This window comes from Rhodovarius crocodyli, assembly GCF_004005855.1.
Lineage (GTDB): Bacteria > Pseudomonadota > Alphaproteobacteria > Acetobacterales > Acetobacteraceae > Rhodovarius > Rhodovarius crocodyli.
The window spans coordinates 49,666-70,933 of sequence record NZ_SACL01000009.1; the positions used below are offsets into that span (position 1 = coordinate 49,666).

Below are 21,268 nucleotides of genomic sequence, written 5' to 3' on the forward strand. Positions count from 1 at the left end.
ACGCCGGATGGGCGGACGCGGCCGTTTTCTCGGGCGGCGGGCCTTGCAGGGCCTGCCGACCATCTTCCTGATCGTGACCTTCAACTTCTTCCTGCTGCACCTGGCCCCGGGCGACCCGGCCAGCGTGATGGCGGGTGAGGCGGGCGCCGCGACACCCGAATACATGGCGCAGCTGCGCGCCCAGTTCGGCCTGGATCAGCCCCTGCTGGTGCAGTACCTGCGCTATGTCTGGAACGTGGCCACGCTCGATTTCGGCTATTCCTTCCGATACCAGGAAAGCAACCTGTCGCTCATCATGGGGCGGATGGCCGCGACCCTGCTGCTGGCGGGTTCCTCCATCCTCATCTCGGTGGGGCTCGGCACGCTGCTGGGGCTGATCGCGGCCATGCGGCGCAACCGGATCGAGGCGGCGCTTATCCTGCTCGTTACCGTGCTGGCCTATGCCTCGCCCATCTTCTGGCTGGGGCTGATGTTCATCGTGGTGTTCGCCATCCAGTTGGGCTGGGTGCCGACCAGCGGCATGGTCACGGCGGGCGGGCCGGGGGCTGGCCTCGGGCATTGGCTGGATGTGGCGCATCACCTGGTGCTGCCGGCGGTCACGCTCTCCCTGTTCTACATGGCGCTCTACACCCGGCTGATGCGGGCCTCGGTGCTTGAGAACCTGCGCATGAACTACGTCACCACCGCGCGGGCCAAGGGTGTGGCGCCCAGGCGCCTCGTGCTGCGGCATGTGCTGCGCAACGCCGTGCTGCCCATCGTCACCATGGCGGGGGTGCAGGTGGGCGGCGCGCTGGGCGGCTCCGTGGTGGTGGAGGCCGTGTTCGGCTGGCCCGGCCTGGGCCAGCTCGCCTTCGAGGCGCTGTTCGCCCGTGACCTGAACCTGCTGCTCGGCATCCTCACCCTGAGTTCGGTGGTGGTGGTGCTGGCCAATCTTCTGGTGGATCTCGTGCATTCGATCATCGATCCGCGCGTGGCGCTGTCCTGATGCCGCCGGCCCTCAGGCGCTTCCTGCGCCAGCCCGCGGCGGTGGCGGGTGCGGTGCTGCTGCTGGCGGTCATCGGGCTGGCGGCAGGCGCCGACATCCTGTTCCCCGAGGACCCGTTCGAGATGGTGGGCCGGCCCTATCTGCCGCCCATGACGGACGGCTTCCTGCTGGGCACCGACACGCTGGGGCGCGACCTTGCGGCGGGCATCGTGCATGGCGCGCGGGTGTCGCTGCTCATCGGCACCCTGGCGGCGCTGGTGGTGACCGCCATCGGCCTGATCGTGGGCGGCATCGCGGGCTATGTCGGCGGGCGCGTCGACACCGCGCTGATGCGCTTCACGGAGCTGTTCCAGACCATCCCCTCCTTCCTGTTCGCCATCGTGCTGGTGGCCATCATGGAGCCCTCGCTGGAGGCGCTGCTGATCGCGATCGTCACCGTCTCCTGGGCGCCTCTCGCACGGCTGGTGCGGGCGGAGGTCGCGGGGCTGCGCAGCCGCGACTACGTGCAGTCCGCCATCGCCACCGGCATGGGCGATATCGAGGTGCTGGTGCGCCAGATCCTGCCCAACGCGCTGCCCGCCATCCTGGTCGCGGCCTCGGTCATGGTCGCCACCGCCATCCTGTTCGAGGGCGGCCTGTCCTTCCTGGGCCTGGGCGACCCGAATGTCATGAGCTGGGGCCTGATGATCGGCGCCGGGCGCGCGGCCATCCGCACCGCCTGGTGGATGTGCGGCATCCCGGGCATCGCCATCCTGCTGACGGTGCTGTCCATCAACCTGGTGGGCGATGGCTTGAACGAGGCGCTGAACCCCCGTGCCGGAGGCCGTTCATGAGCGCCCCCGAAGTGTTGCGCGTCACCGGGCTGCGCACCGAATTCCGCACCCCGCGCGGCGTGATCGCGGCAGTGGCCGACATGGACCTGGTGGTGCATGCCGGAGAGACGGTGGCGGTGGTGGGCGAGAGCGGCTCGGGCAAGAGCGCCTTCGCCTATTCCATCATGCGGCTGATCGACGCGCCGGGCCGGGTGGCCGCCGGCCGGGTCGAGGTCGGCGGGCAGGATGTCATGGCGCTCGACGAGCCCGCGATGCGCGAGGTGCGCGGGCGCGACATGGCGATGGTGTTCCAGGAACCCTCGACCAGCCTCAATCCGCTGATGCCGGTGGGCGCGCAGATCGCGGAATCCATCACACTGCACGAGGCAGGGGTGAGCCGTGCCGAGGCCCGTGCCCGCACGCTCGATCTGCTGCGGCTGGTGGGCATTCCGGCGCCGGAGCGCCGCATCGACGAGTTTCCGCACCAGCTCTCGGGCGGCATGCGCCAGCGCGTGGTCATCGCCATGGCCCTGGCCTGCCGGCCCTCGCTGCTGCTGGCGGACGAACCCACCACCGCGCTGGATGTGACGGTGCAGGCCCAGGTGCTGGACCTGATCGACCGCCTGAAGGAGGAGCTGGGCATGGGCGTCGTGCTCATCACCCATGACCTGGGGCTGGTGGCGGAGCACGCGCAGCGCGTGGCCGTCGTCTATGCCGGCCGCAAGGTGGAGGAAGGGCCCGCCCAGCAGGTGCTGACCGACCCCGCGCATCCCTACACCGCGGCCCTGCTGGCCTGCCGGCCAGACCCCTGGCAGGCATCCGACGCGCCGCTGACCGAGATCACGGGGGTGGTGCCGCAGCTGTGGGCCATGCCGCCGGGCTGCGCCTTCGCGCCCCGCTGTGCCCGGGCGGAACCCGCCTGCACCGAGGCGCGGCCCGGGCTGGAGGCGCTGGAGGCCGGTCGCCTCGTCGCCTGCCATGTCGCCCGCCGCGAAAGGCTTCCGGCATGAACGCGCTGCTGAGCGTGCGCGGGTTGGTGAAGCGCCACCACACATCCTCGGGCACCGTGCATGCGGTGGACGGGGTGGATTTCGAGATCGCCCCCGGCGAGGTGCTGGGGCTGGTGGGCGAAAGCGGCTGCGGCAAGTCCACGCTGGGCCGGGCGCTGAACGGGCTGGACCCCGCGCAGGCGGGTTCCATCACCTTCGGCGGCGCGGAGCTGGTGGGGCTCGGCCGCCGCGCCTGGCGCCCGCACCGGCGCGAGATGCAGATGGTGTTCCAGGACCCTTTCGGCTCCCTGAACCCGCGCAGCACGGTGGGCACGATATTGCAGGACCCGCTGCGGGTGCATGGCGTGGGCACACGCGCGGAACGCCGCGCCACCGCCGCCGCCCTGCTGGAGCGCGTGGGCCTGCGCGCCGCCGATGTGGACCGCTATCCGCATGAGTTCAGCGGCGGCCAGCGCCAGCGCATCAGCATCGCGCGCGCCATCGCGCTGCGCCCGAAGCTCGTCATCTGCGACGAGGCGGTCTCGGCGCTCGATGTCTCGATCCAGGCGCAGATCGTGAACCTGCTGCGTTCCCTGCAGCGGGAATACGGGCTGTCCTACCTGTTCATCTCCCATGACCTGGCGGTGGTGGGGTATCTCTCGGACCGGATCGCGGTGATGTATCTGGGCCGGATCGTGGAGATCGGGACCAAGGCGTCGCTGCTGGCCGGCCCCAGGCACCCCTATACCCGCGTGCTGTTCTCCGCCCTGCCGGGGCGGGGCGGCGGCAAGGCGCAACGCCAGTCCCTGACCGGCGAGCCGCCGAGCCCGTTGAACCCGCCCGCCGGCTGCCGTTTCCACCCGCGCTGCCCCCTGGCCGTCGAGCGTTGCCGCACCGAGGTGCCGGCGATGCGCGAGCTGGCCGACGGCCACGCCGCCGCCTGCCACCTGGCCGATTGAGCAACCATGCCCGACAGCACTGAACATTTCGGCTCCACCAGCGTCGGCCGGTCCGTCCGCCGTCGAGAGGACCAGCGCCTGCTGCGCGGCCAGGGGCGCTATGTGGCCGACCTCGTCGTGCCCGATGCGCTGGAGGCCGCCTTCCTGCGCTCGCCGCATGCGCATGCACGCATCCTGGCCATCGACACCACGGCCGCGCGCGCCATGCCGGGGGTGGTGGCCATCCTGACGGGTGCCGACCAGCGCGCCGACAAGGTCGGCAGCCTGCCCTGCGGCTGGGTGGTGCGCGACCGCCACGGCAACGCGAATGCGGAGCCGCCGCATTATCCGCTGGCGGTCGACAAGGCGCGCCATGTGGGTGAGCCGGTGGCCGTCGTCCTCGCCGGAACGAAGGCCGAGGCCCGCGATGCCGCCGAGGCCATCCTGGTGGAGTACGAGGTGCTGGACGCCGCGAGCGACCTGGCCACGGCCCTTTCGCCCGAGGCCCCGCGCGTGTGGGACCATCTGCCGGGCAACCTGTGCTGCGACTGGGAAACCGGCGATGCGGCGGCGGTGGAGGCGGCCTTCGCCCGTGCCGCCCATCGCGTGCGGCTGGAACTGGTGAACAACCGCCTGGTGCCCGCCCCCATGGAGCCGCGCGCCGCGGTGGCCGTGCCCGATACCGCCATGGGCACCATGACGCTGTGGACCACCAGCCAGAACCCGCACACGGTGCGCGGCACGCTGTGCGGCATCCTGGACATTCCCGAGACCGACCTGCGCGTCATCTCCCCCGATGTGGGCGGCGGCTTCGGCACCAAGATTTTCCTCTACCCGGAGGAGACGACGCTGACCTGGGCCGCGCGGCGCATCGGCCGCGCCATCCGCTGGATCAGCGACCGCACGGAGGCCTTCCTGACCGATGTGCAGGGCAGGGACCATCTGACCGAGGCGGAGCTGGCGCTGGATGAGGACGGCATCTTCATCGGGCTGCGGGTCGTGACGCTCGCCAATGTCGGCGCCTATCTGACCGGCGGTGCGACGGCCATCCCGACCTACTACTACGCGCCGCTGCTGCCGGGCGTGTACCGGACCCCCGCGATCTGGGCCAATGTGAAGATCACCTTCACCAACACGGTCAGCGTCGATGCCTATCGCGGCGCCGGCCGGCCCGAGGCCAGCTATGTGCTGGAACGCCTGGTGGATGAGGCCGCGAAGGTCACGGGCATCGACCGCGTGATGCTGCGCCGGCGCAACTTCATCCAGGCCGACCAGTTCCCCTACGCCACGCCGCTCGGCCTCGAATATGATTCCGGCGACCATGAGGCCACGCTGCGCCTCGCGATGCAGGCCGCCGGGATGGAGGGATTCGAGGCCCGGCGCGAGGCTGCGCGCGCGCGCGGCCGGCTGCGCGGCCTCGGCGTCTCCACCTATGTCGAGATCGCGGGCGGCACGCCCTCCAAGGTGGTGGGGCAGCTGGGCGGGCGCGGCGGTCGCTCGGAATCCGCCCAGCTGCGGGTGCACCCGAGCGGCGCCGTGACGGTGTTCAGCGGTGCCCACAGCCATGGCCAGGGCCATGAGACGACCTTCGCCCAGATCGTGGCCGACAGGCTCGGCGTGCCGTTCGAGAAAGTGCGGCTGGTGCAGGGCGATACCGACCAGGTGCCCTTCGGGCGCGGCACGGCAGCCTCGCGCTCCCTGGTGGTCGCGGGGTCTGCCATCGTGGCCGCGATGGAGAAGATCATCCTGAAGGGCAGGCGGATCGCGGCGCACCGGCTGGAGGCCGCGCTGGATGACGTCGTGTTCGAGCCCGGCCTGTTCCGCGTCGCGGGCACGGACCGCTCCATCACCTTCGCCCAGATCGCCCGCGCGGCCTACACGCCGCACGACTACCCGATCGAGGAGATCGAGCCCGGCCTGGACGAGACCGCCTTCTACGATCCCAAGAACTGGACCTTCCCCGGCGGCTGCCACATCTGCGAGCTGGAGGTGGACCCCGACACGGGCGAGGTGTTCCTGGAGAAGATCGTGGCGGTGGACGACCTCGGCGCCATCATCAACCCGATGATCGTGCATGGGCAGATCCATGGCGGGCTGGCCCAGGGCGCGGGCCAGGCGCTGTACGAGGATTGCCGCTTCGACCAGGCAGGCCAGATGCTGACCGCGAGCTTCCAGGACTACGCGCTGCCGCGTGCCTCGGACCTGCCGAGCTACACCGTGCTGACCCACGGCACCCCCTGCGAGCACAACCCGCTGAAGGCCAAGGGCTGTGCCGAGGTGGGCTCGGTCGGCCTGCCGCCCGCCATCGTGAATGCGCTGCTGGATGCGCTGGCCGAATGCGGCGTGCGTGACATCGCCATGCCCGCTACGCCGCTGTCGATCTGGCAGGCCATCCAGGCGGCGCGGAGCAATTCTGCCAGCGCATAGGTTCCGCTGGGCCAGTCATGATTCGCATGGCAATAAGGGCCGCATGCCCGGGACTGCCGACCTGACCGCCGAGATCGCCCCGCGCCGCCCGCGCGTGCCGGCGGCCGAGCGCGAGCGGATGATCCTGGACGCTGCCGTCACCTTCTTCGCCGAGCAGGGCCCCGAGGGCCAGACGCGCCTGCTGGCGCGCGCCATCGGCATTCCCCATTCGGTGCTGTACCGGCACTTCCCCAGCAAGGAGGACCTCTTCGCCGCGGTGTGCGAGGAGATGTTCCGCCGCCGCTGGCAGCCGGAATGGGAAGCGTTGCCGCGCGCGCCCGGTGTGTCGCTGGAGGAGCGGCTGCTGCGGTTCTATCGCCAGGCGGGGCAGGTGATCCTCGCGCCGGAATTCCTGCGGCTGGCGCTGTTCGTGGGTCTGGCGGACCACCCGTCGGGCGCGGTTCTGCGGGCGCTGATGCGGCAGCATGTGGTGGCCCCGCTGGCGGCGGCGCTCGGCACGGGCCCGGCCGCCGAGGAAGCCGCCTGGAACCTGCATGGGCGCGTGTTCTACGCCGGCATGCGCATGGCCGTCTGGCGCGGCGGGGCGCCGCGTGACCCGGCCCAGGCAGTCGAGGCCGCGATCCGTGGCCATGTCGCCGGCGCGCTGGCCGCGTTGCCCGCATGAGCGCGCCGAGGCGCCTGCCGCCCGCCGAGCGCGAGGCGCATATCGTGGAAGGCGCCATCGCCTATTTCTCGCGCCACGGCATGGACGCGCAGATGCGCGAGCTGGCGGCGCATCTCGGCATCTCCCACCCGCTGCTCTACCGCTATTTCCCGACCAAGGAGGCGCTGATCGAGCGCGTCTACGAGGAGTTCTACGCCACGCGCTGGCGCGGCAGCTGGGACGCGGTGCTGCGCGACGAAAGCCTGCCCCTGGCCGAGCGCCTGGCGCGCTTCTACGACGATTATCTGGTCGCGCTGGATGACGGGCCCTGGCTGCGCATCTTCGCTTTCGCGGGGCTGCGGGGCGAGGAAGCCAGCCGCCGCTACATGGCCTCTGTCAGGCAGCGGATCGTGGCACCGATCGCGGCCGCGCTCGACCGGGAACGCGGGCGCGCGGCGCCACCGGGCTGGAGCGACGAGCTCGCCTGGTCGCTGCATGGCGAACTCTGCTTCGGCTCCATCGCGCGGCACCTGTATGGGCTGGACCGCGCCTGCCCGACGGGCTCCGGGATCCGCGAGCATATCGGGCATTGGTTGCGGGGCGCCGCCTCAGCCCCGCGCGAGTGAGAAGGCCTCCGAGGCGATCACCTCCTCCTCATCGGTCGGGATGACCAGCGCGCCCACCGTGCTGCCGGGCGCGGCGAAGGAGGGCGCGTTGCGCGCATTGGCCTCGGCGTCGATCCTGAGGCCGAGCCAGGCCAGCCGCTCGCAGATGCCCGCGCGCACCACGGGCTGATGCTCCCCGATGCCGGCGGTGAAGACGATGGCGTCGAGCCCGCCCAGCGTGGCCGCCAGCCGCGCCACCTCTCCGGCGGTGCGGAAGGTGAACAGCTCGATGGCCTCGCGCGCCTCGGGCCGGTCGCTTTCCAGCAGGACGCGGCTGTCCGCGCTGATGCCCGAGACACCGAGAAGCCCGCTGCGGTTGTACAGGGTGCGCTCCAGCTCCTTCACGCTCATGCCGGCGGCCAGCAGGTGCAGCAGCACGCCAGGGTCCAGCGCGCCGCAGCGCGTGGCCATCGGGATGCCGTCCAGCGTGGAGAAACCCATGCTGCTGTCCCGGCTGACGCCGCCGGCCAGCGCGCACAGGCTGGCGCCGCTGCCCAGATGCGCGATCACGACCCGCCCGGCGGCCAGCCCCGGCGCGCGCCGTGCCAGCTCGGCGGCCACGTATTTGTAGGACAGGCCATGGAAGCCGTAGCGCTTCACGCCCTGCTCATGCAGCGCGCGCGGAATGGCGAAGCGGCGCACGACCTCCGCATTGCCGCGATGGAAGGCGGTGTCGAAGGACGCGAATTGCGGCATGCCGGGCCGCAGCGCGTGCAGCGCGCGGATCAGGCTCAGCGCCTTGGGCTGGTGCAGCGGCGCCAGGGCGGTCAGTTTATCTATCGCCTCCAGCACCGCGTCGTCGATGCGGGCGGGGCCCGCGAAGACATCGCCGCCATGCACCACCCGGTGGCCGATGGCCACCACGCTCTCGGGGTCGAAATGGCCGCTGAGATGGGCGAAGGTCTCGGCCAGCGCCGCCTGCATGTCGGCCGCGGCCTCGGGCGCCAGCTCGATGTCGATGCTGCCCGGCCCTTCCTGCATCGTCAGCCGGGGCGGGTGGCTGCGCTGGTCGATCACGCCGCGCGCGACGCGGCGCGGCCCGCCCGGCGTCATCTCGAACAGGCCGATCTTCACGGTGGATGAGCCGGCGTTGAAGGTGACGAGCAGCTCCTCGCTCATGGTGCGGCCACCAGCCGGGCCAGCGCCGCGGAGGCGATGCGCGCCGTCAGCGGGTCCGCGCGGCTGGTCAGCACGATGGGGATGCGCGCGCCCAGCACGATGCCCGCCGCCGTCGCCCCGCCCAGATAGATCAGCTGCTTGGCCAGCATGTTCCCGGCCTCCAGATCGGGCACCAGCAGGATGTCGGCCTGGCCCGCGACGGGTGAGGCGATGCCCTTGGTGCGCGCGGCTTCCAGGCTGATCGCGTTGTCGAAGGCGAGCGGCCCGTCGACCTTGGCACCCGTGATCTGCCCGCGCTGCGCCATGGTCGAAAGGGCCGCGGCATCCAGCGTCGCCTGCATCTTGGAACTCACGGTCTCCACCGCCGCCAGCACCGCCACCAGCGGCTCCGGCCGGCCGAGCCGGCACAGCAGGTCGATCGCGTTCTGGCAGATGTCGCGCTTCTGCTCCAGGTTCGGCTGGATGTTCACGGCGGCGTCCGTAACGACCAGCGGCTTCGGATAGGTCGGCACATCCATCACATAGGCATGGCTGAGCCGGCGCGCGGTGCGCAGCCCGCCGTCCTTGGCCAGCACGGCCTCCAGCAGCTCATCGGTATGCAGGCTGCCCTTCACCAGCGTCGCCACCTCTCCGGCGGCGGCCAGCGCCACGGCGCGCTCGGCGGCGGCATGGCTGTGGGGCACGTCCTCGATGCGGATGCCCTCCAGCGAGACCCGGGCTTCCTCGGCGGCCGCGCGGATGCGGGCCACGGGCCCCACCAGCACGGGCTCCAGCAGCCCTGCCTCGCGTACCTCCACCGCGCCCAGGATGGCGGCGGCGGAGCATGGATGCACGATGGCCGCCGGCGCCGGGGGCAGGGCGGCCGCCTGCTTCAGCAGCGCGTCGTAATGGCCGTGGCGGCGCAGCAGCACGTCGGGCAGGGGGGCACGCGGCCATTCCATCGGCCGGTCGGGGGCGATCACGGTGGCGACACCGGACAGCACCGTCTCGCCGCGCTGGTTGGTGCAGGTGGTGTCCAGCAGCACGATCTTCTTCTCGGGCCGCTTCTCGCGCACGGTCACGGTGGCTGTCACGGTGTCGCCGGGGGCCACGGGCTTCAGGAACTTCAGCTCCTGCCCCAGATAGATGGTGCCCGGGCCGGGCATGGCCGTACCCAGCACCGCCGAGATCAGCGCGCCGGTCCACATGCCATGCGCCACCACATGGCCGAAGCGGCTCGCGGCGGCGAACCCCGCATCGACATGGGCCGGGTTCACGTCGCCGGAGACGGCGGCGAACAGCTCGATATCGTCGCGGCCCACGCTGCGCACGAGCGAGGCGGCGTCCCCCGGCTGCAGGTCGTCGAAGGGGCGGTTGCGCAGGAACTGGTCGTGCATCATGGCCTCAGCGCTGAAAGACATAGGTGCCCGGCGCGTCCTCGGCCGGGGCGTGGATGGTGCCGGGCACGCCCATGGGCGGCGGCGCCACAAGCTCCGGCGAGGAGCGGGCGGCGAGCCATCCGGCCCATTCCTCCCACCAGGAGCCCTGCTTCGGGATGGCGGCCTGGCTCCAGGCGTCGGCGTCCAGGCATTTGCCGTGCTGGGGCTTGGTGGCCACGCGGAAACGCCGTCCGGCGCGGCCGGGCTCGCTGACGATGCCCGCGTTATGGCCGCCGCTGGTCAGCACGAAGGTCACGTCCGTGTCGGTCAGGAAGTGCAGCTTGTAGACCGAGCGCCAGGGCGCGACGTGGTCGCGCTCCGTGCCCACCGCGAACAGCGGCAGGCGGATGTTCTGCAGCGCGGCGGGCCGGCCGTTCACCAGGAAGCGCCCGGCCGCCAGCTCATTGTCCAGGTACAGGCGCTGCAGATACTCGGCATGCATCCGATAGGGCATGCGCGTGGAATCCGCGTTCCAGGCCATCAGGTCGATCATGGGCGTGCGCTCGCCCATCAGATAGTCATGCACCAGCCGCGACCAGACCAGGTCGTTGGAGCGCAGCAGCTGGAAGGCGCCGGCCATCTGCCCGGAGGAGAGATAGCCCCGGTTCCACATCATGCTGTCCAGGAAGTGCAGCTGGCTGTGGTCGATGAACAGCGCGAGCTCGCCGGGCTCCGAGAAATCCGTCTGCGCGGCGAACAGGGTCAGCGAGGCCAGCCGGTCGTCATCGGCCTGCGCCATGGCCGCGGCCGCGATCGAGAGCAGCGTGCCGCCCAGGCAATAGCCGGTGCCATGCACCTTGCGCCCCGGCATGATAGCGCCGATGGCCTCCAGCGCGGCCATCACCCCCATCTCCCGGTAGTCGTCCATCGTCAGCTCGCGGTCCGCGGCCGAGGGATTGCGCCAGGAGATGCAGAAGACCGTGTGCCCGCGAGAGACGAGGTAGCGCACCAGCGAGTTACCGGGCGACAGGTCCAGGATGTAGTACTTCATGATCCAGGCGGGCACGATCAGCACCGGTTCCGCCAGCACCTGCCCGGTCGCCGGGGCGTATTGCAGCAGCTCGATCAGGTGGTTGCGGAACACGACCTTGCCGGGTGTGACGGCCACCTGCCGGCCGGGGGTGAAATCCTCCACCCCCACGGGCGGCTGGTTGTGCGCCTGGCGCGAGACATCCTCCATCCAGTTGCGCGCGCCCTGCAGCAGGTTGGCGCCGCCCGAATGGAAGGTGCGCTCCAGGATTTGCGGGTTGGCGAAGGGGATGTTGGAGGGCGAGAAGATGTCCAGCCACTGGCGCGCCGCGAAGGCCACGACATCCTGGTGGTGCGGGGTCATGCCCGGCACGTCATGGGTCGCGTTGTGCCACCATTGCTGGTTCAGCAGGAAGGCCTGGGTCAGGAAGGCGAAGGGCTGGCGGCGCCAGGCCTCGTCGCGGAAGCGGTTGTCGCCGGGCAGGGGCTCGATGCAGGGCGGCGCCTCGGGCGACATGGCGGAGGAAGCGAGCCAGGCGAGCAGCCGCCCCCATTTCCGCATGCCCTTGTCCGCCAGCTCCATCCGCTTGCCGGGGGCGGAGGCGAGATGGATGCTCCAGTCCATCATCGACAGCGCCAGTGAGGCCGGCGACAGCCCGCCCGTGAGGCGCGCGGTCAAGGCCTCGCGCATGCGGTCGATGGCGTGGAAGGCCTCGCTGTCATAGCCTTCCCGGAGCGGGTCAGGGCCGCCCCACGCTGCGTCGTTCGTCAATGCATCGTCCTCGATAGCCGTGCCCTTTTAGGGGCAGGGCATGTCAACCGTTGTTGAGCTGCATCAAGATGCGGCGCTCACGTTCAGGCGACGGTGTGGAAGCCGTTGTCCGCGAAGACGACGGAGCCCGAGAGCGGTGCGGCGGCCGGGCTCGCCAGGAAGGCGGCGATGCCGCCGACATCCTCGATGCCGACCAGGCGGCCGGCCGGCGTGCGCTCGCGCACCTTGTCCAGCAGCGCGTCGAAGCGGTCGATGCCGGAGGCGGCACGCGTCCTGATGGGGCCGGCCGAGATCGCATAGGCGCGCAGGCCGCGTGCCGCGCCGTCGGCCGCGATGGTGCGCACGCTGGCCTCCAGCGCCGCCTTCACCGGGCCCATCAGGTTGTAGTTCTCCACCACGCGGTCCGCGCCGTAGAAGCTGACCGTCATCAGCGAGCCGCCCTGCGTCATCAGCGGCGCCGCCAGCCGCGCCATGCGGATGAAGGAGTGGCAGGACACGTCCATGGCCAGCGCGAAGCCCTCGGCGGAGCAGTCGAGCAGGCTGGCGTGCAGGTCCTCACGCGGGGCGAAGGCGATGGAATGCAGCAGGAAGTCGAGCCGGCCCCAGTCCTGCGCCAGCGTGTCGAACACGGCCTCAAGCTGGCCCGGGATGCGCACGTCGCAGGGCAGCAGATGGGCCGCGCCCAGTGTGTCAGCCACCGGCTGGACGAAGGGCTTCGCCTTCTCGTTCAGATAGGTCAGCGCCAGCTCCGCGCCCGCCCGGCGGAAGGCGGCGGCGCAGCCGGCGGCGATGCTGGCGTCATTGGCGATGCCGACCACCAGGCCGCGCTTGCCGGCCAGGTCGACGATCGGGGACATGCTCATTCGGGATCTCCGCTGCGGGCGGCCCCAGGGCAATGGGGGCTGGCCCAAACGTGACGTCTTCCCCGGGCGGGGATGCGGTTCGCTGGGGATGGGGGCGGGGTGCCCCGCTGATCATATGCCGAATCTAGTAGTTCGATAGCGGAATGGTCAACGTCTGTTGACTCATGTCAATGCAATCGTCATTGAATCGACGGAGTAACGACACGCCAACCACAACCCGTTCCCACAGGAGCCTGCGATGACGGAGAAGAAGACCGTGGCCGCACCGCCGGGCGTCGGCGTCGCGACCGATATGCTGAAGTCGATGTCCGAGGCGCCCGCCGCCCTCTACACGCAGTTCTACCAGCAGAGCCTGGGCACCTGGGCGCGCGCGCTGCAGAGCCAGGCCGATTTCGCGGCGAAGCTCGCCGCGTGCTCCGGCCCGGCCGAGGTGCTGTGCTGCCAGTTCGACTACCTGCGCAGCGCCTCCAGCGCCTGCACCGAGGAAGCGGGGCGCGCCTTCCGCACCTTCCAGTCGGCGGTCTCGCCCGATACCGGCGCCGCGCGCTGAAGGGACTTCCAGGGTGACATCACTGCGCAGGCGCGGCGCCATGCTGGCGGCCGTGGGCATCGCTGCGGGCGGCGGCTATGCCGGGTGGCGGTGGCTGTCTCCGCCGGGCCTGCCGCCGGGCATCGCCAGCGGCAATGGCCGGATCGAGGCGGTGGAGATCGACATCTCCACCAAGATCGCGGGCCGCATCCGCGAGATACTGGTGAATGAGGGCGAGTTCGTGCAGGCGGGCCAGCTGCTGGCGCGCATGGACACGGGGCCGCTCGCCGCGCAGCGGCGTGAGGCCGAGGCCCAGATGCGCCGCGCCCAGATCGCGATCGGCACGGCCGAGAGCCTGGTGACGCAGCGCCAGGCCGAGCGCACGGCCGCCGCCGCCGTGGTGGAGCAGCGCGAGGCCGAACGCACGGCCGCCCATGCGCGGCTGGCGCGCACGGAGCAGCTGGCGCGCACCAGCAACGCCCCGTTGCAGCTGCTGGACGACGACCGCGCCCGCTCCCTCGGCTCCGATGCCGCGCTGGGTGCCGCTCGCGCCAATCTCGCGGCCTCCGATGCCGCGATCGGCACGGCGCGCTCCCAGGTGGTCGACGCGCAATCGGCGGTCGAGGCCGCGCGCGCCACCATCGAGCGCATCGATGTCGACATCGCGGACAGCGACCTGAAGGCCCCGCGCGACGGGCGCGTGCAGTACCGCGTGGCCCAGCCCGGTGAGGTGCTGGCCGCCGGCGGCCGGGTGCTGAACATGGTGGACCTGGCCGATGTCACCATGAACTTCTTCCTGCCCGCCGAGCAGGCCGGGCGGCTAGCCTATGGCGCGGAGGTGCGCCTGGTGCTGGATGCCGCGCCGCAATTCATCATCCCGGCCACCGTCTCCTTCGTGGCGGATGTGGCGCAGTTCACGCCCCGCAGCGTGGAGACGGCGCAGGAACGCCAGAAGCTGATGTTCCGCATCAAGGCGCGCATCGCGCCCGAGCTGCTGCGCCGCTACATCACCCAGGTGAAGGCAGGCGTGCCGGGTGTCGCCTATGTGCGGCTGGCCCCCGATGCGGAATGGCCCGCGACCATGACCGGAACGCTGGTGCGGTGACCACCGCACCCGATGCCGGGCCCGTTGCGCGCCTGTCGGGTGTCGCGCTCAGCTATGGCGCGACCAGGGCGCTGGACGGCGTGACGCTGGACATCCCCGCGGGCCGGATGGTGGGGCTGATCGGGCCCGACGGGGTGGGCAAGTCCAGCCTGCTCGCGCTGGTCTCCGGCGCCCAGGCCATCAGGGGCGGGCGCGTCGAGGTGCTGGGCGGGGACATGGCCGATGCGGCGCATCGCCGGCTGAGCTGCCCGCGCATCGCCTATATGCCGCAGGGGCTGGGCAAGAACCTGTATCCCACCCTGTCGGTGTTCGAGAATGTGGACTTCTTCGGCCGCCTGTTCGGGCAGGGGCAGGAGGAACGCGGGCGCCGCATCGCGGATCTGTTGCGCGGCACCGGCCTCTCGGCTTTCGCGGACCGGCCGGCGGGCAAGCTCTCGGGCGGCATGAAGCAGAAGCTCGGCCTGTGCTGCGCGCTGATCCATGACCCGGACCTGCTGATCCTGGACGAGCCGACGACCGGGGTGGACCCGCTCTCGCGCCGGCAGTTCTGGCAGTTGATCGACCGCATCCGCCAGAGCCGCCCGGGCATGAGCGTGATCGTCGCCACCGCCTACATGGAGGAGGCGGCGGGCTTCGACTGGCTGGTCGCCATGGATTCCGGCCGGGTGCTCGCGACCGGCACCCCCGCCGAGCTGCTGGCGCGCACCGGCGCGCCCACGCTGGATGCCGCCTTTATCGCCCTGCTGCCCGAGCAGCGGCGGCAGGGGCACAGCGCCCTCGTGATTCCGCCGCGCCCGGCCGGGGCCGAGGAGGCGGTGGCCATCGAGGCCGAGGGCCTGTCGATGCGCTTCGGCGGCTTCACCGCGGTCGACGACGTCAGCTTCCGCATCGCGCGCGGGGAGATATTCGGCTTCCTCGGCTCCAACGGCTGCGGCAAGACCACGACCATGAAGATGCTGACCGGCCTGCTCGCGCCCAGCGAGGGCAGGGCGCGCCTGTTCGGCCAGGAGGTGGACCCGAACGACATGGAGGTGCGCCGGCGCGTCGGCTACATGTCGCAGGCCTTCTCGCTCTATTCCGAGCTCACGGTCCGCCAGAACCTGGACCTGCATGCGCGGCTGTTCCGCATGGAGGCCGCCCGCATTCCCGCCCGCATCGCGGAAATGGCCCGCCGCTTCGACCTGACCGAGGATCTGGACAGCCTGCCCGATGCCCTGCCGCTGGGGCTGCGGCAGCGCCTGTCGCTGGCGGTCGCGATGATCCATGCGCCGGAGCTGCTGATCCTGGACGAACCCACCTCGGGCGTGGATCCGCTGGCGCGCGATGCCTTCTGGCGCATCCTGGGGGAGCTGTCGCGCCAGGATGGGGTGACCATCTTCGTCTCGACCCATTTCATGAACGAGGCCGAGCTGTGCGACCGCATCTCGCTGATGCATGCGGGCCGCGTGCTGGTCAGCGACACCCCGGCCGGGATCAGGCAGCGGCGCGGGGCCGCGAGCCTGGAGGAAGCCTTCATCGGCTATCTGGAGGAAGCCTCGGGCCAGGAGGCGCCGCCCGAACCCGCGGCCGCGGCGCAGCCGGCGGCCCCGCCCGCCCAACGCGCCTTCAGCCCGCAGCGCATGATGGCCTATGCCCGGCGTGAGGCGCTGGAGCTGCGGCGCGACCCCATCCGCGCGGCGCTGGCCATGCTGGGCAGCGTGCTGCTGATGCTGGTCATCGGCTACGGCATCAACCTCGATGTCGAGAACCTGACCTACGCGGTGCTGGACCGGGACGACACCACGGTCAGCCGCGACTATGCGCTGCAGATCTCGGGCTCGCGCTATTTCTCCGAACGCCCGCCCGTGACCGACTATGCCGATCTGGACCGGCGGATGCGCAACGGGGAACTCAGCCTGGTGGTCGAGATACCACCCGGCTTCGGGCGCGACGTGGCGCGCGGGCGCCAGGTGCAGATCGGCGCCTGGATCGACGGCGCCATGCCCTCCCGCGCCGAGACCGTGCGCGGCTATGTGCAGGGGATGCACGCCGCCTGGCTGACCCAGAAGGCGCGGGAGGTGCTGGGCACCGCCGCCGCCTCCTTCCAGATCGAGACGCGCTATCGCTACAACCCCGATATCCAGAGCCTCGTGGCCATGGTGCCCGCCGTGATGCCGCTGCTGCTGATGATGATCCCGGCCATGCTGGCCGTGCTGAGCGTGGTGCGGGAGAAGGAGCTGGGCTCCATCATCAATTTCTACACCACCCCCGTGACGCGGCTTGAGTTCCTGCTGGGCAAGCAGGCGCCCTATATCCTGCTGGCGCTGCTGAACTTCCTGATGCTGACGGGCTTCGCGCTGTTCGTCTTCCGCGTGCCCATGTCCGGCAGCTTCTGGGCGCTGAGTGCGGCGGCGCTGCTCTATGTCGTCTGCTCCACCGCGATGGGGCTGCTGATCTCGAGCTTCATGCGCAGCCAGATCGCGGCCATCTTCGGCACGGCCCTCATCACCCTTATCCCCGCCGTGCAGTATTCGGGCATGACCGATCCCGTTTCCTCGCTGGAAGGGGCGGGGGCGGTCATCGGCAGCGTCTATCCGACGACGCATTTCATCACCATCGCGCGCGGCACCTTCTCCAAGGCGCTGGGCTTCGCGGAGCTGGGTGACGCCTTCCTGGCGCTCGCACTCGCCATCCCCGTGCTGCTCGGCCTGGCGGTCGTGCTGCTGCGCAAGCAGGCGCCCTGAGCATGCGCATCGCCAATGTCCTGCAACTGGGCATCAAGGAACTGCGCGGCCTGCTGCGCGACCCGATGCTGCTGCTGCTGATCGTCTATGCCTTCACGCTGTCGGTCTACACCGCATCGCGCGCGATGCCCGAGACATTGAGCCGGGCCGCCATCGCGATCGTGGACGAGGACCGCTCCCCGGTATCCGGCCGCATCGCGCTGGCCTTCTACCCACCCTATTTCGTGGTGCCCCGGTTGATCACCATGGCCGAGATGGACAGCCGGATGGATGCGGGGCTCGACACCTTCGCGCTCGACATCCCGCCCAACTTCCAGCGCGACCTGCTGGCCGGGCGCGCGCCCTCCATCCAGCTGAACGTCGATGCCACCCGCATGACCCAGGCCTTCTCGGGGGCGGGGCACATCCAGTCCATCGTCTCGGCCGAGATCACGGAGTTCCTGCGCCGCAGCGGCGCCGCCACCGCCACCCCGGTGGATCTGGTGCTGCGCGCCCGCTTCAACCCGCAGCTGGACAAGGCGTGGTTCGGCTCCATCCACAACGTGATCTCCTCGATCACGATGCTGTCCATCGTGCTGACCGGGGCGGCCTTGATCCGCGAGCGCGAGCACGGCACCATCGACCATCTGCTGGTCATGCCGGTCTCCCCGGTCGAGATCATGCTGAGCAAGATCTGGTCCATGGGGCTCGTGGTGCTGCTGGCCTCGGCGGTGTCGATCTATCTGGTGGTGCGCGGGCTGCTGGCGGTGCCCATCGAGGGCTCGGTGCCGCTGTTCCTGGCGGGCACGGCGCTGCAGCTGTTCGCCACCACTTGCATCGGCATCTTCCTGGCCACCGCCGCGGGCTCCATGCCGCAATTCGGCCTGCTGATGATCCTGGTGCTGCTGCCGCTGCAGGTGCTGTCGGGCGGCATGACCCCGCGTGAGAGCATGCCCGAGGCGATCCAGGCCATCATGCTGCTGGCGCCCAACACGCATTTCGTCATCCTGGCCCAGGCCATCCTGTTCCGTGGCGCGGGGCTGGATGTGGTCTGGCCGCAGTTCCTGGCCCTGCTGGGCATCGGCGCGGCACTTTTCCTGTTCTCCCTGGGGCGGTTCCGTCGCTTCCTGAAGTGAGGCGGCATTGCGCCGCGCGTGAATTCCGCCATTTTCCTGTCATGGAGGAAGGTGGCATGTCTCCCCAGCTGGAAGAACCGATCGCCAGGCGGACAACCAAGAGCCGGATCCTAGAGGCCGCGATGCTGCGCTTCGCGCAGTATTCCTATGAGGAGACGCGGCTGCGCGACATCGCGGCCGATGTGGGCATCGACGTGGCCCTGGTCCATCGCAGCTTCGGCTCCAAGGAACGCCTGTTCGAGGAAGTGGTCTCCGTCGCCTTCCAGGCCCGCCAGGTGCTGTCGGGCGAGGTGGCCGATCTGCCCGAGCGCCTGACCGAGCGGCTGCTGGAACCCAGCCTGGACCGCGCGCTGCGCGTGGTGGACCCGCTGGACATCATCGTGCGCAACCTGTTGAGCCGGGAGGCGATCCCGATCCTGCGGAATGCCCTGTTCAGGGACGTGGTCGACCCCCTCGACGCGAAGCTCGCCGCCCCCTCCGCGCAGCGTGCCGCGCTGCTCGCGGCCTGCCTTGCCGGCATCGGCATCCTGCGCCACGTCGTCCGCGCGGAGCCGCTGCAGGAGGAACATGACGATGCGATCAGGCCCCTGCTGCGGGGCCTGATCGAGGGCATCCTCAACGGGCCGGCCTAGAAGGCCAGCAGGTTCTCCCGCAGCGTCTGCCCGGCATAGCTGGTGCGGGCCAGGCCGCGCTTCTGCAGGATGGGCATCAGCTTGGTCGTGATCTCGGTCAGGTAGCCGTAGTCGCCGACATGGCCGCGGAAGTGGAAGCCGTCAGCACCACCCTCCACCGCCGCCTGCTCGATGGCATCCGCCACCTGCTCGGGCGTGCCCCAGATCGGATAGGTCTCGCGCATGCCCTCATGCTTGGCGATCTCGCGCAGGGTCATGTCCTTCTTGGACTGGGTGTATTTCAGCAGCTTGCCCTGGATGCCCTGCACCTTCAGGTCGGGCGGCAGCGGCTTGTCGAGGTCGAAATCCGCGAGATCCAGGTCCAGCATGGCCGAGACGTAGCTGAGGCCGAATTCCGGGTTGGAATCCTCATAGTGCTGCGCCCATTTCGCCTCGGCCTGGGAAGGCGTGTCGCCGATCACGGGCTTGATCGAAAAGAATATCTTGCAGCTGGCAGGGTCGCGCCCGGCGGCGGCCAGCTGTTCGCGCAGCTGGGTGCTGTAGGTGCGCATGTCCGCGATGCTGTTCTTGTGCGCGATCACCATGTCCGCGTTGTTCACCGCGAAGGCCTGGCCGCGGCCGGAGGTGCCGGCCATGACGATGACCGGATGGCCCTGGGGCGTCGCCGGAAAGGTCATGGGCCCGCGTGAGCGGAAATACTTCCCCTCGAAGTTCAGCGTCTTCACCTTCGCGGGGTCGGCATAGACGCCGCTTTTCCGGTCCTGGATCACGGCATCCGGCGCCCAGCTGTCCCACAGCCGCCGGGTCAGCTCCAGGTATTCGTCGGCGATGTTGTAGCGCTCGTCATGCTCGGGCAGCGCGTCCATGCCGAAATTCTGCGCGGCCGTCTTGCTGAAGGAGGTGACGACATTCCACGCCGCGCGGCCGCCCGTGATGTGGTCCAGCGTGCCCATCATCCGCGCCAGCAGGAAGGGCGGGTAGAAGCTGGTGGACAGCGTGGCGCCGAGGCCGATGTGGCGCGTGGCGCCCCCCATCATGGCCAGGATCGGCGCGGGGTCCATGTAGCATTGCTGGCCGTACTTCACGTAGTGGTCGGCGCTGCCGCCATAGGTGGTGGGGATGCCCGCGATATCGGCCATCAGCACCATGTCCATGCAGGCGCGCTCGCACATCCGGGCGATGTCCATGTAGAGCTCGCCCCGGCGCCAGTCGTACAGCTCGGCGCTATCGGTGTCCCACACCTCGGCGCTCGGGCCGCCGAACCAGGCGAAATGCAGCATCTTGGTCATTATTTCATGCCGTCCTTGAAGCGGTAATAGAGGCCGACCAGCGGCAGGAACCAGGGCGGGCCGAAATGGCCGGGCACCGGGGGCCAGGGCAGGTCCTCGAAGGGGTTGGCGACCGTCTCGCCGCTCATGATCGCGGCCATGCGGCCGCCCATCTCGACCGACATCTGCACACCGTGCCCGCTGTAGCCGAGGGCGTAGAACAGCCCGTCGCGCTCGCCCGCGCGGGGCAAGCGGTCGCGGTTCACGTCCACGATGCCGCCCCAGCAATAGTCGATGCGGATGTCCTTCAACTGGGGGAAGAACTCGCGCAGGCGCGCTTCCAGCATGCGGCCGCTTTTCGCGTCCGAACCTTCGCCCGGCAGGGCGAAGCGGGTGCGGCCGCCGAACAGCAGCCGGTTGTCGGGCGTGATGCGGAAGTAGTTGCCGACATTGGCCGTGGTCACGACATTGCGCCGGCCCGGCAGGAAGCCCGCGACCTGTTCGTCCGAAAGGGGCTCGGTCGCCACGATGAAGGTGCCGATCGGGATGATGCGGCGGCGGAAGAACAGCGGCGACTGCATGCTGGCGCCGGAGGCCAGCAGCACCTGGCCTGCCTCCAGCACGCCCTTGTCGGTCTCGACGCGATAGCGCGTGCCGCCCAGGCGCCGCAGCTTCGTCATGCGCGTGTTCTCGAAGACGCGCACGCCGCGCCGGGCGGCGGCCTCGGCCAGGCCCAGGCCGAACTCGCCCATGTGCATCTGGGCGGATTTCGGCATCACCATGCCGCCATGGAAGCTGCCGGAATGCACCTCGGCGCCGAGTTCCGCGGGCGGGATCATCACCGCCTCCGGGTCCGCGTGGCGATGCAGTTGCTCGAAGCTCTGCTGCATCGCCTCGTAATGGCTGGGCTTCACCGCCAGCTTCAGCTTGCCGCTGCGGCGGAAGTGGCAGGCGATGCCTTCCTCCGCCACCAGCCGTTCCACCCCGTCCACCGCCGCGTCGAAGGCGCGGTACAGCGCCGTCGCGCGCTGCAGCCCGTAGCGTTCCACCACCACGGAAAAGGACGGCGAGAAGCCGTTGTTGCAATGCCCGCCATTGCGGCCGGAGCCGGCATTGATCACCTGCCCGGCCTCGATGACGGCCACACGCGCGCCGCGTTTCGCCAAGGCCAGCGCGGCCGACAGACCGCAGAAGCCGCCGCCGATGACGGCCACATCCACGCGGCCCTCCGGCGGCGCGACCGATGCACCCGCGAAGGCGGGTGCCGTGTCGTGCCAGTAGGAGACGAACTTCATG

18 protein-coding genes are annotated in these 21,268 nt (G+C 70.2%); 12 read left to right on the forward strand and 6 right to left on the reverse strand.

The window, feature by feature from the left end:
• Positions 1 to 7: 7 nt before the first annotated feature.
• The 7 genes from EOD42_RS20620 to EOD42_RS20650 are packed head-to-tail and all read left to right on the forward strand — an operon-like array spanning position 8 to position 7,420.
• Positions 8 to 985 carry an ABC transporter permease gene (locus EOD42_RS20620; protein WP_127789476.1) on the forward strand — a complete coding sequence of 326 codons (978 nt, stop codon included), beginning with the start codon at positions 8 to 10 and terminating at the stop codon, positions 983 to 985.
• Positions 985 to 1,818 (forward strand): ABC transporter permease, encoded by an 834-nt coding sequence (locus tag EOD42_RS20625; protein WP_127789477.1) that lies wholly within the window; start codon positions 985 to 987, stop codon positions 1,816 to 1,818. The genes EOD42_RS20620 and EOD42_RS20625 overlap by 1 nt, the downstream gene beginning before the upstream one ends.
• On the forward strand, positions 1,815 to 2,807 hold the full coding sequence (locus EOD42_RS20630; RefSeq protein WP_127789478.1) for an ABC transporter ATP-binding protein: 993 nt from the start codon (positions 1,815 to 1,817) through the stop codon (positions 2,805 to 2,807). Before EOD42_RS20625 ends, EOD42_RS20630 begins: the two co-directional genes overlap by 4 nt.
• Positions 2,804 to 3,745 carry an ABC transporter ATP-binding protein gene (locus tag EOD42_RS20635; protein WP_127789479.1) on the forward strand — a complete coding sequence of 314 codons (942 nt, stop codon included), beginning with the start codon at positions 2,804 to 2,806 and terminating at the stop codon, positions 3,743 to 3,745. Before EOD42_RS20630 ends, EOD42_RS20635 begins: the two co-directional genes overlap by 4 nt.
• A 6-nt stretch (positions 3,746 to 3,751) precedes the next feature.
• Entirely contained in the window at positions 3,752 to 6,151 is a 2,400-nt protein-coding gene (locus EOD42_RS20640) for a xanthine dehydrogenase family protein molybdopterin-binding subunit (protein ID WP_127789480.1), read from the forward strand.
• Positions 6,152 to 6,194: 43 nt separating this feature from the next.
• Complete coding sequence (locus EOD42_RS20645) at positions 6,195 to 6,815, forward strand: TetR/AcrR family transcriptional regulator (protein ID WP_164868044.1); 621 nt, start codon at positions 6,195 to 6,197, stop codon at positions 6,813 to 6,815.
• Positions 6,812 to 7,420, forward strand: a complete 609-nt coding sequence (locus tag EOD42_RS20650) for a TetR/AcrR family transcriptional regulator (RefSeq protein ID WP_127789482.1) — start codon at positions 6,812 to 6,814, stop codon at positions 7,418 to 7,420. The genes EOD42_RS20645 and EOD42_RS20650 overlap by 4 nt, the downstream gene beginning before the upstream one ends.
• Here EOD42_RS20650 and EOD42_RS20655 read toward each other — a convergent pair.
• The 4 genes from EOD42_RS20655 to fabI form a co-directional block, all read right to left on the reverse strand.
• On the reverse strand, positions 7,403 to 8,578 hold the full coding sequence (locus EOD42_RS20655; protein ID WP_127789483.1) for an acetate/propionate family kinase: 1,176 nt from the start codon (positions 8,576 to 8,578) through the stop codon (positions 7,403 to 7,405). The genes EOD42_RS20650 and EOD42_RS20655 overlap by 18 nt on opposite strands.
• On the reverse strand, positions 8,575 to 9,978 hold the full coding sequence (locus EOD42_RS20660; RefSeq protein WP_206020419.1) for a bifunctional enoyl-CoA hydratase/phosphate acetyltransferase: 1,404 nt from the start codon (positions 9,976 to 9,978) through the stop codon (positions 8,575 to 8,577). The genes EOD42_RS20655 and EOD42_RS20660 overlap by 4 nt, the downstream gene beginning before the upstream one ends.
• Complete coding sequence (locus EOD42_RS20665) at positions 9,962 to 11,737, reverse strand: PHA/PHB synthase family protein (RefSeq protein ID WP_240655237.1); 1,776 nt, start codon at positions 11,735 to 11,737, stop codon at positions 9,962 to 9,964. Before EOD42_RS20665 ends, EOD42_RS20660 begins: the two co-directional genes overlap by 17 nt.
• Before the next feature lie 83 nt (positions 11,738 to 11,820).
• Positions 11,821 to 12,600 (reverse strand): enoyl-ACP reductase FabI, encoded by a 780-nt coding sequence (gene fabI / locus EOD42_RS20670; protein ID WP_456308116.1) that lies wholly within the window; start codon positions 12,598 to 12,600, stop codon positions 11,821 to 11,823.
• Between the two features lie 238 nt (positions 12,601 to 12,838).
• On the opposite strand from fabI, the gene EOD42_RS20675 reads away from it, so the two are divergent.
• Genes EOD42_RS20675 through EOD42_RS20695 form a run of 5 tightly spaced genes read left to right on the forward strand, consistent with a single transcriptional unit; the run spans position 12,839 to position 18,704 of the window.
• A complete protein-coding gene (locus EOD42_RS20675; RefSeq protein WP_127789484.1) occupies positions 12,839 to 13,150 on the forward strand; it encodes a hypothetical protein in 312 nt (103 codons plus the stop codon).
• Between the two features lie 13 nt (positions 13,151 to 13,163).
• Positions 13,164 to 14,234, forward strand: a complete 1,071-nt coding sequence (locus EOD42_RS20680) for an HlyD family secretion protein (RefSeq protein ID WP_127789485.1) — start codon at positions 13,164 to 13,166, stop codon at positions 14,232 to 14,234.
• A complete protein-coding gene (gene rbbA / locus EOD42_RS20685) occupies positions 14,198 to 16,957 on the forward strand; it encodes a ribosome-associated ATPase/putative transporter RbbA (RefSeq protein WP_127789486.1) in 2,760 nt (919 codons plus the stop codon). The genes EOD42_RS20680 and rbbA overlap by 37 nt, the downstream gene beginning before the upstream one ends.
• Positions 16,958 to 16,959: 2 nt before the next feature.
• A complete protein-coding gene (locus EOD42_RS20690; RefSeq protein WP_127789487.1) occupies positions 16,960 to 18,072 on the forward strand; it encodes an ABC transporter permease in 1,113 nt (370 codons plus the stop codon).
• Positions 18,073 to 18,128: 56 nt separating this feature from the next.
• Entirely contained in the window at positions 18,129 to 18,704 is a 576-nt protein-coding gene (locus EOD42_RS20695; RefSeq protein WP_164868045.1) for a TetR/AcrR family transcriptional regulator, read from the forward strand.
• Here the strand turns inward: EOD42_RS20695 and EOD42_RS20700 are convergent.
• Positions 18,701 to 19,993: an NtaA/DmoA family FMN-dependent monooxygenase gene (locus EOD42_RS20700; protein ID WP_127789489.1), complete on the reverse strand. Its 1,293-nt coding sequence runs from the start codon at positions 19,991 to 19,993 to the stop codon at positions 18,701 to 18,703. The genes EOD42_RS20695 and EOD42_RS20700 overlap by 4 nt on opposite strands.
• On the reverse strand, positions 19,993 to 21,267 hold the full coding sequence (locus EOD42_RS20705) for an NAD(P)/FAD-dependent oxidoreductase (protein ID WP_127789490.1): 1,275 nt from the start codon (positions 21,265 to 21,267) through the stop codon (positions 19,993 to 19,995). Before EOD42_RS20705 ends, EOD42_RS20700 begins: the two co-directional genes overlap by 1 nt.
• Between the last annotated feature and the right edge of the window lies 1 nt (position 21,268).

What these genes read in the sequence shown, in the direction of transcription:
- EOD42_RS20620 (WP_127789476.1), top strand. Translation starts at nt 8, where the DNA reads ATGGGCGGACGCGGCCGTTTTCTCGGGCGGCGGGCCTTGCAGGGCCTG.
- EOD42_RS20625 (WP_127789477.1), top strand. Translation starts at nt 985, where the DNA reads ATGCCGCCGGCCCTCAGGCGCTTCCTGCGCCAGCCCGCGGCGGTGGCG.
- EOD42_RS20630 (WP_127789478.1), top strand. Translation starts at nt 1,815, where the DNA reads ATGAGCGCCCCCGAAGTGTTGCGCGTCACCGGGCTGCGCACCGAATTC.
- EOD42_RS20635 (WP_127789479.1), top strand. Translation starts at nt 2,804, where the DNA reads ATGAACGCGCTGCTGAGCGTGCGCGGGTTGGTGAAGCGCCACCACACA.
- EOD42_RS20640 (WP_127789480.1), top strand. Translation starts at nt 3,752, where the DNA reads ATGCCCGACAGCACTGAACATTTCGGCTCCACCAGCGTCGGCCGGTCC.
- EOD42_RS20645 (WP_164868044.1), top strand. Translation starts at nt 6,195, where the DNA reads ATGCCCGGGACTGCCGACCTGACCGCCGAGATCGCCCCGCGCCGCCCG.
- EOD42_RS20650 (WP_127789482.1), top strand. Translation starts at nt 6,812, where the DNA reads ATGAGCGCGCCGAGGCGCCTGCCGCCCGCCGAGCGCGAGGCGCATATC.
- EOD42_RS20655 (WP_127789483.1), bottom strand. Translation starts at nt 8,578, where the DNA reads ATGAGCGAGGAGCTGCTCGTCACCTTCAACGCCGGCTCATCCACCGTG.
- EOD42_RS20660 (WP_206020419.1), bottom strand. Translation starts at nt 9,978, where the DNA reads ATGTCTTTCAGCGCTGAGGCCATGATGCACGACCAGTTCCTGCGCAAC.
- fabI (WP_456308116.1), bottom strand. Translation starts at nt 12,600, where the DNA reads ATGAGCATGTCCCCGATCGTCGACCTGGCCGGCAAGCGCGGCCTGGTG.
- EOD42_RS20675 (WP_127789484.1), top strand. Translation starts at nt 12,839, where the DNA reads ATGACGGAGAAGAAGACCGTGGCCGCACCGCCGGGCGTCGGCGTCGCG.
- rbbA (WP_127789486.1), top strand. Translation starts at nt 14,198, where the DNA reads ATGGCCCGCGACCATGACCGGAACGCTGGTGCGGTGACCACCGCACCC.
- EOD42_RS20690 (WP_127789487.1), top strand. Translation starts at nt 16,960, where the DNA reads ATGCGCATCGCCAATGTCCTGCAACTGGGCATCAAGGAACTGCGCGGC.
- EOD42_RS20695 (WP_164868045.1), top strand. Translation starts at nt 18,129, where the DNA reads ATGTCTCCCCAGCTGGAAGAACCGATCGCCAGGCGGACAACCAAGAGC.
- EOD42_RS20700 (WP_127789489.1), bottom strand. Translation starts at nt 19,993, where the DNA reads ATGACCAAGATGCTGCATTTCGCCTGGTTCGGCGGCCCGAGCGCCGAG.
- EOD42_RS20705 (WP_127789490.1), bottom strand. Translation starts at nt 21,267, where the DNA reads ATGAAGTTCGTCTCCTACTGGCACGACACGGCACCCGCCTTCGCGGGT.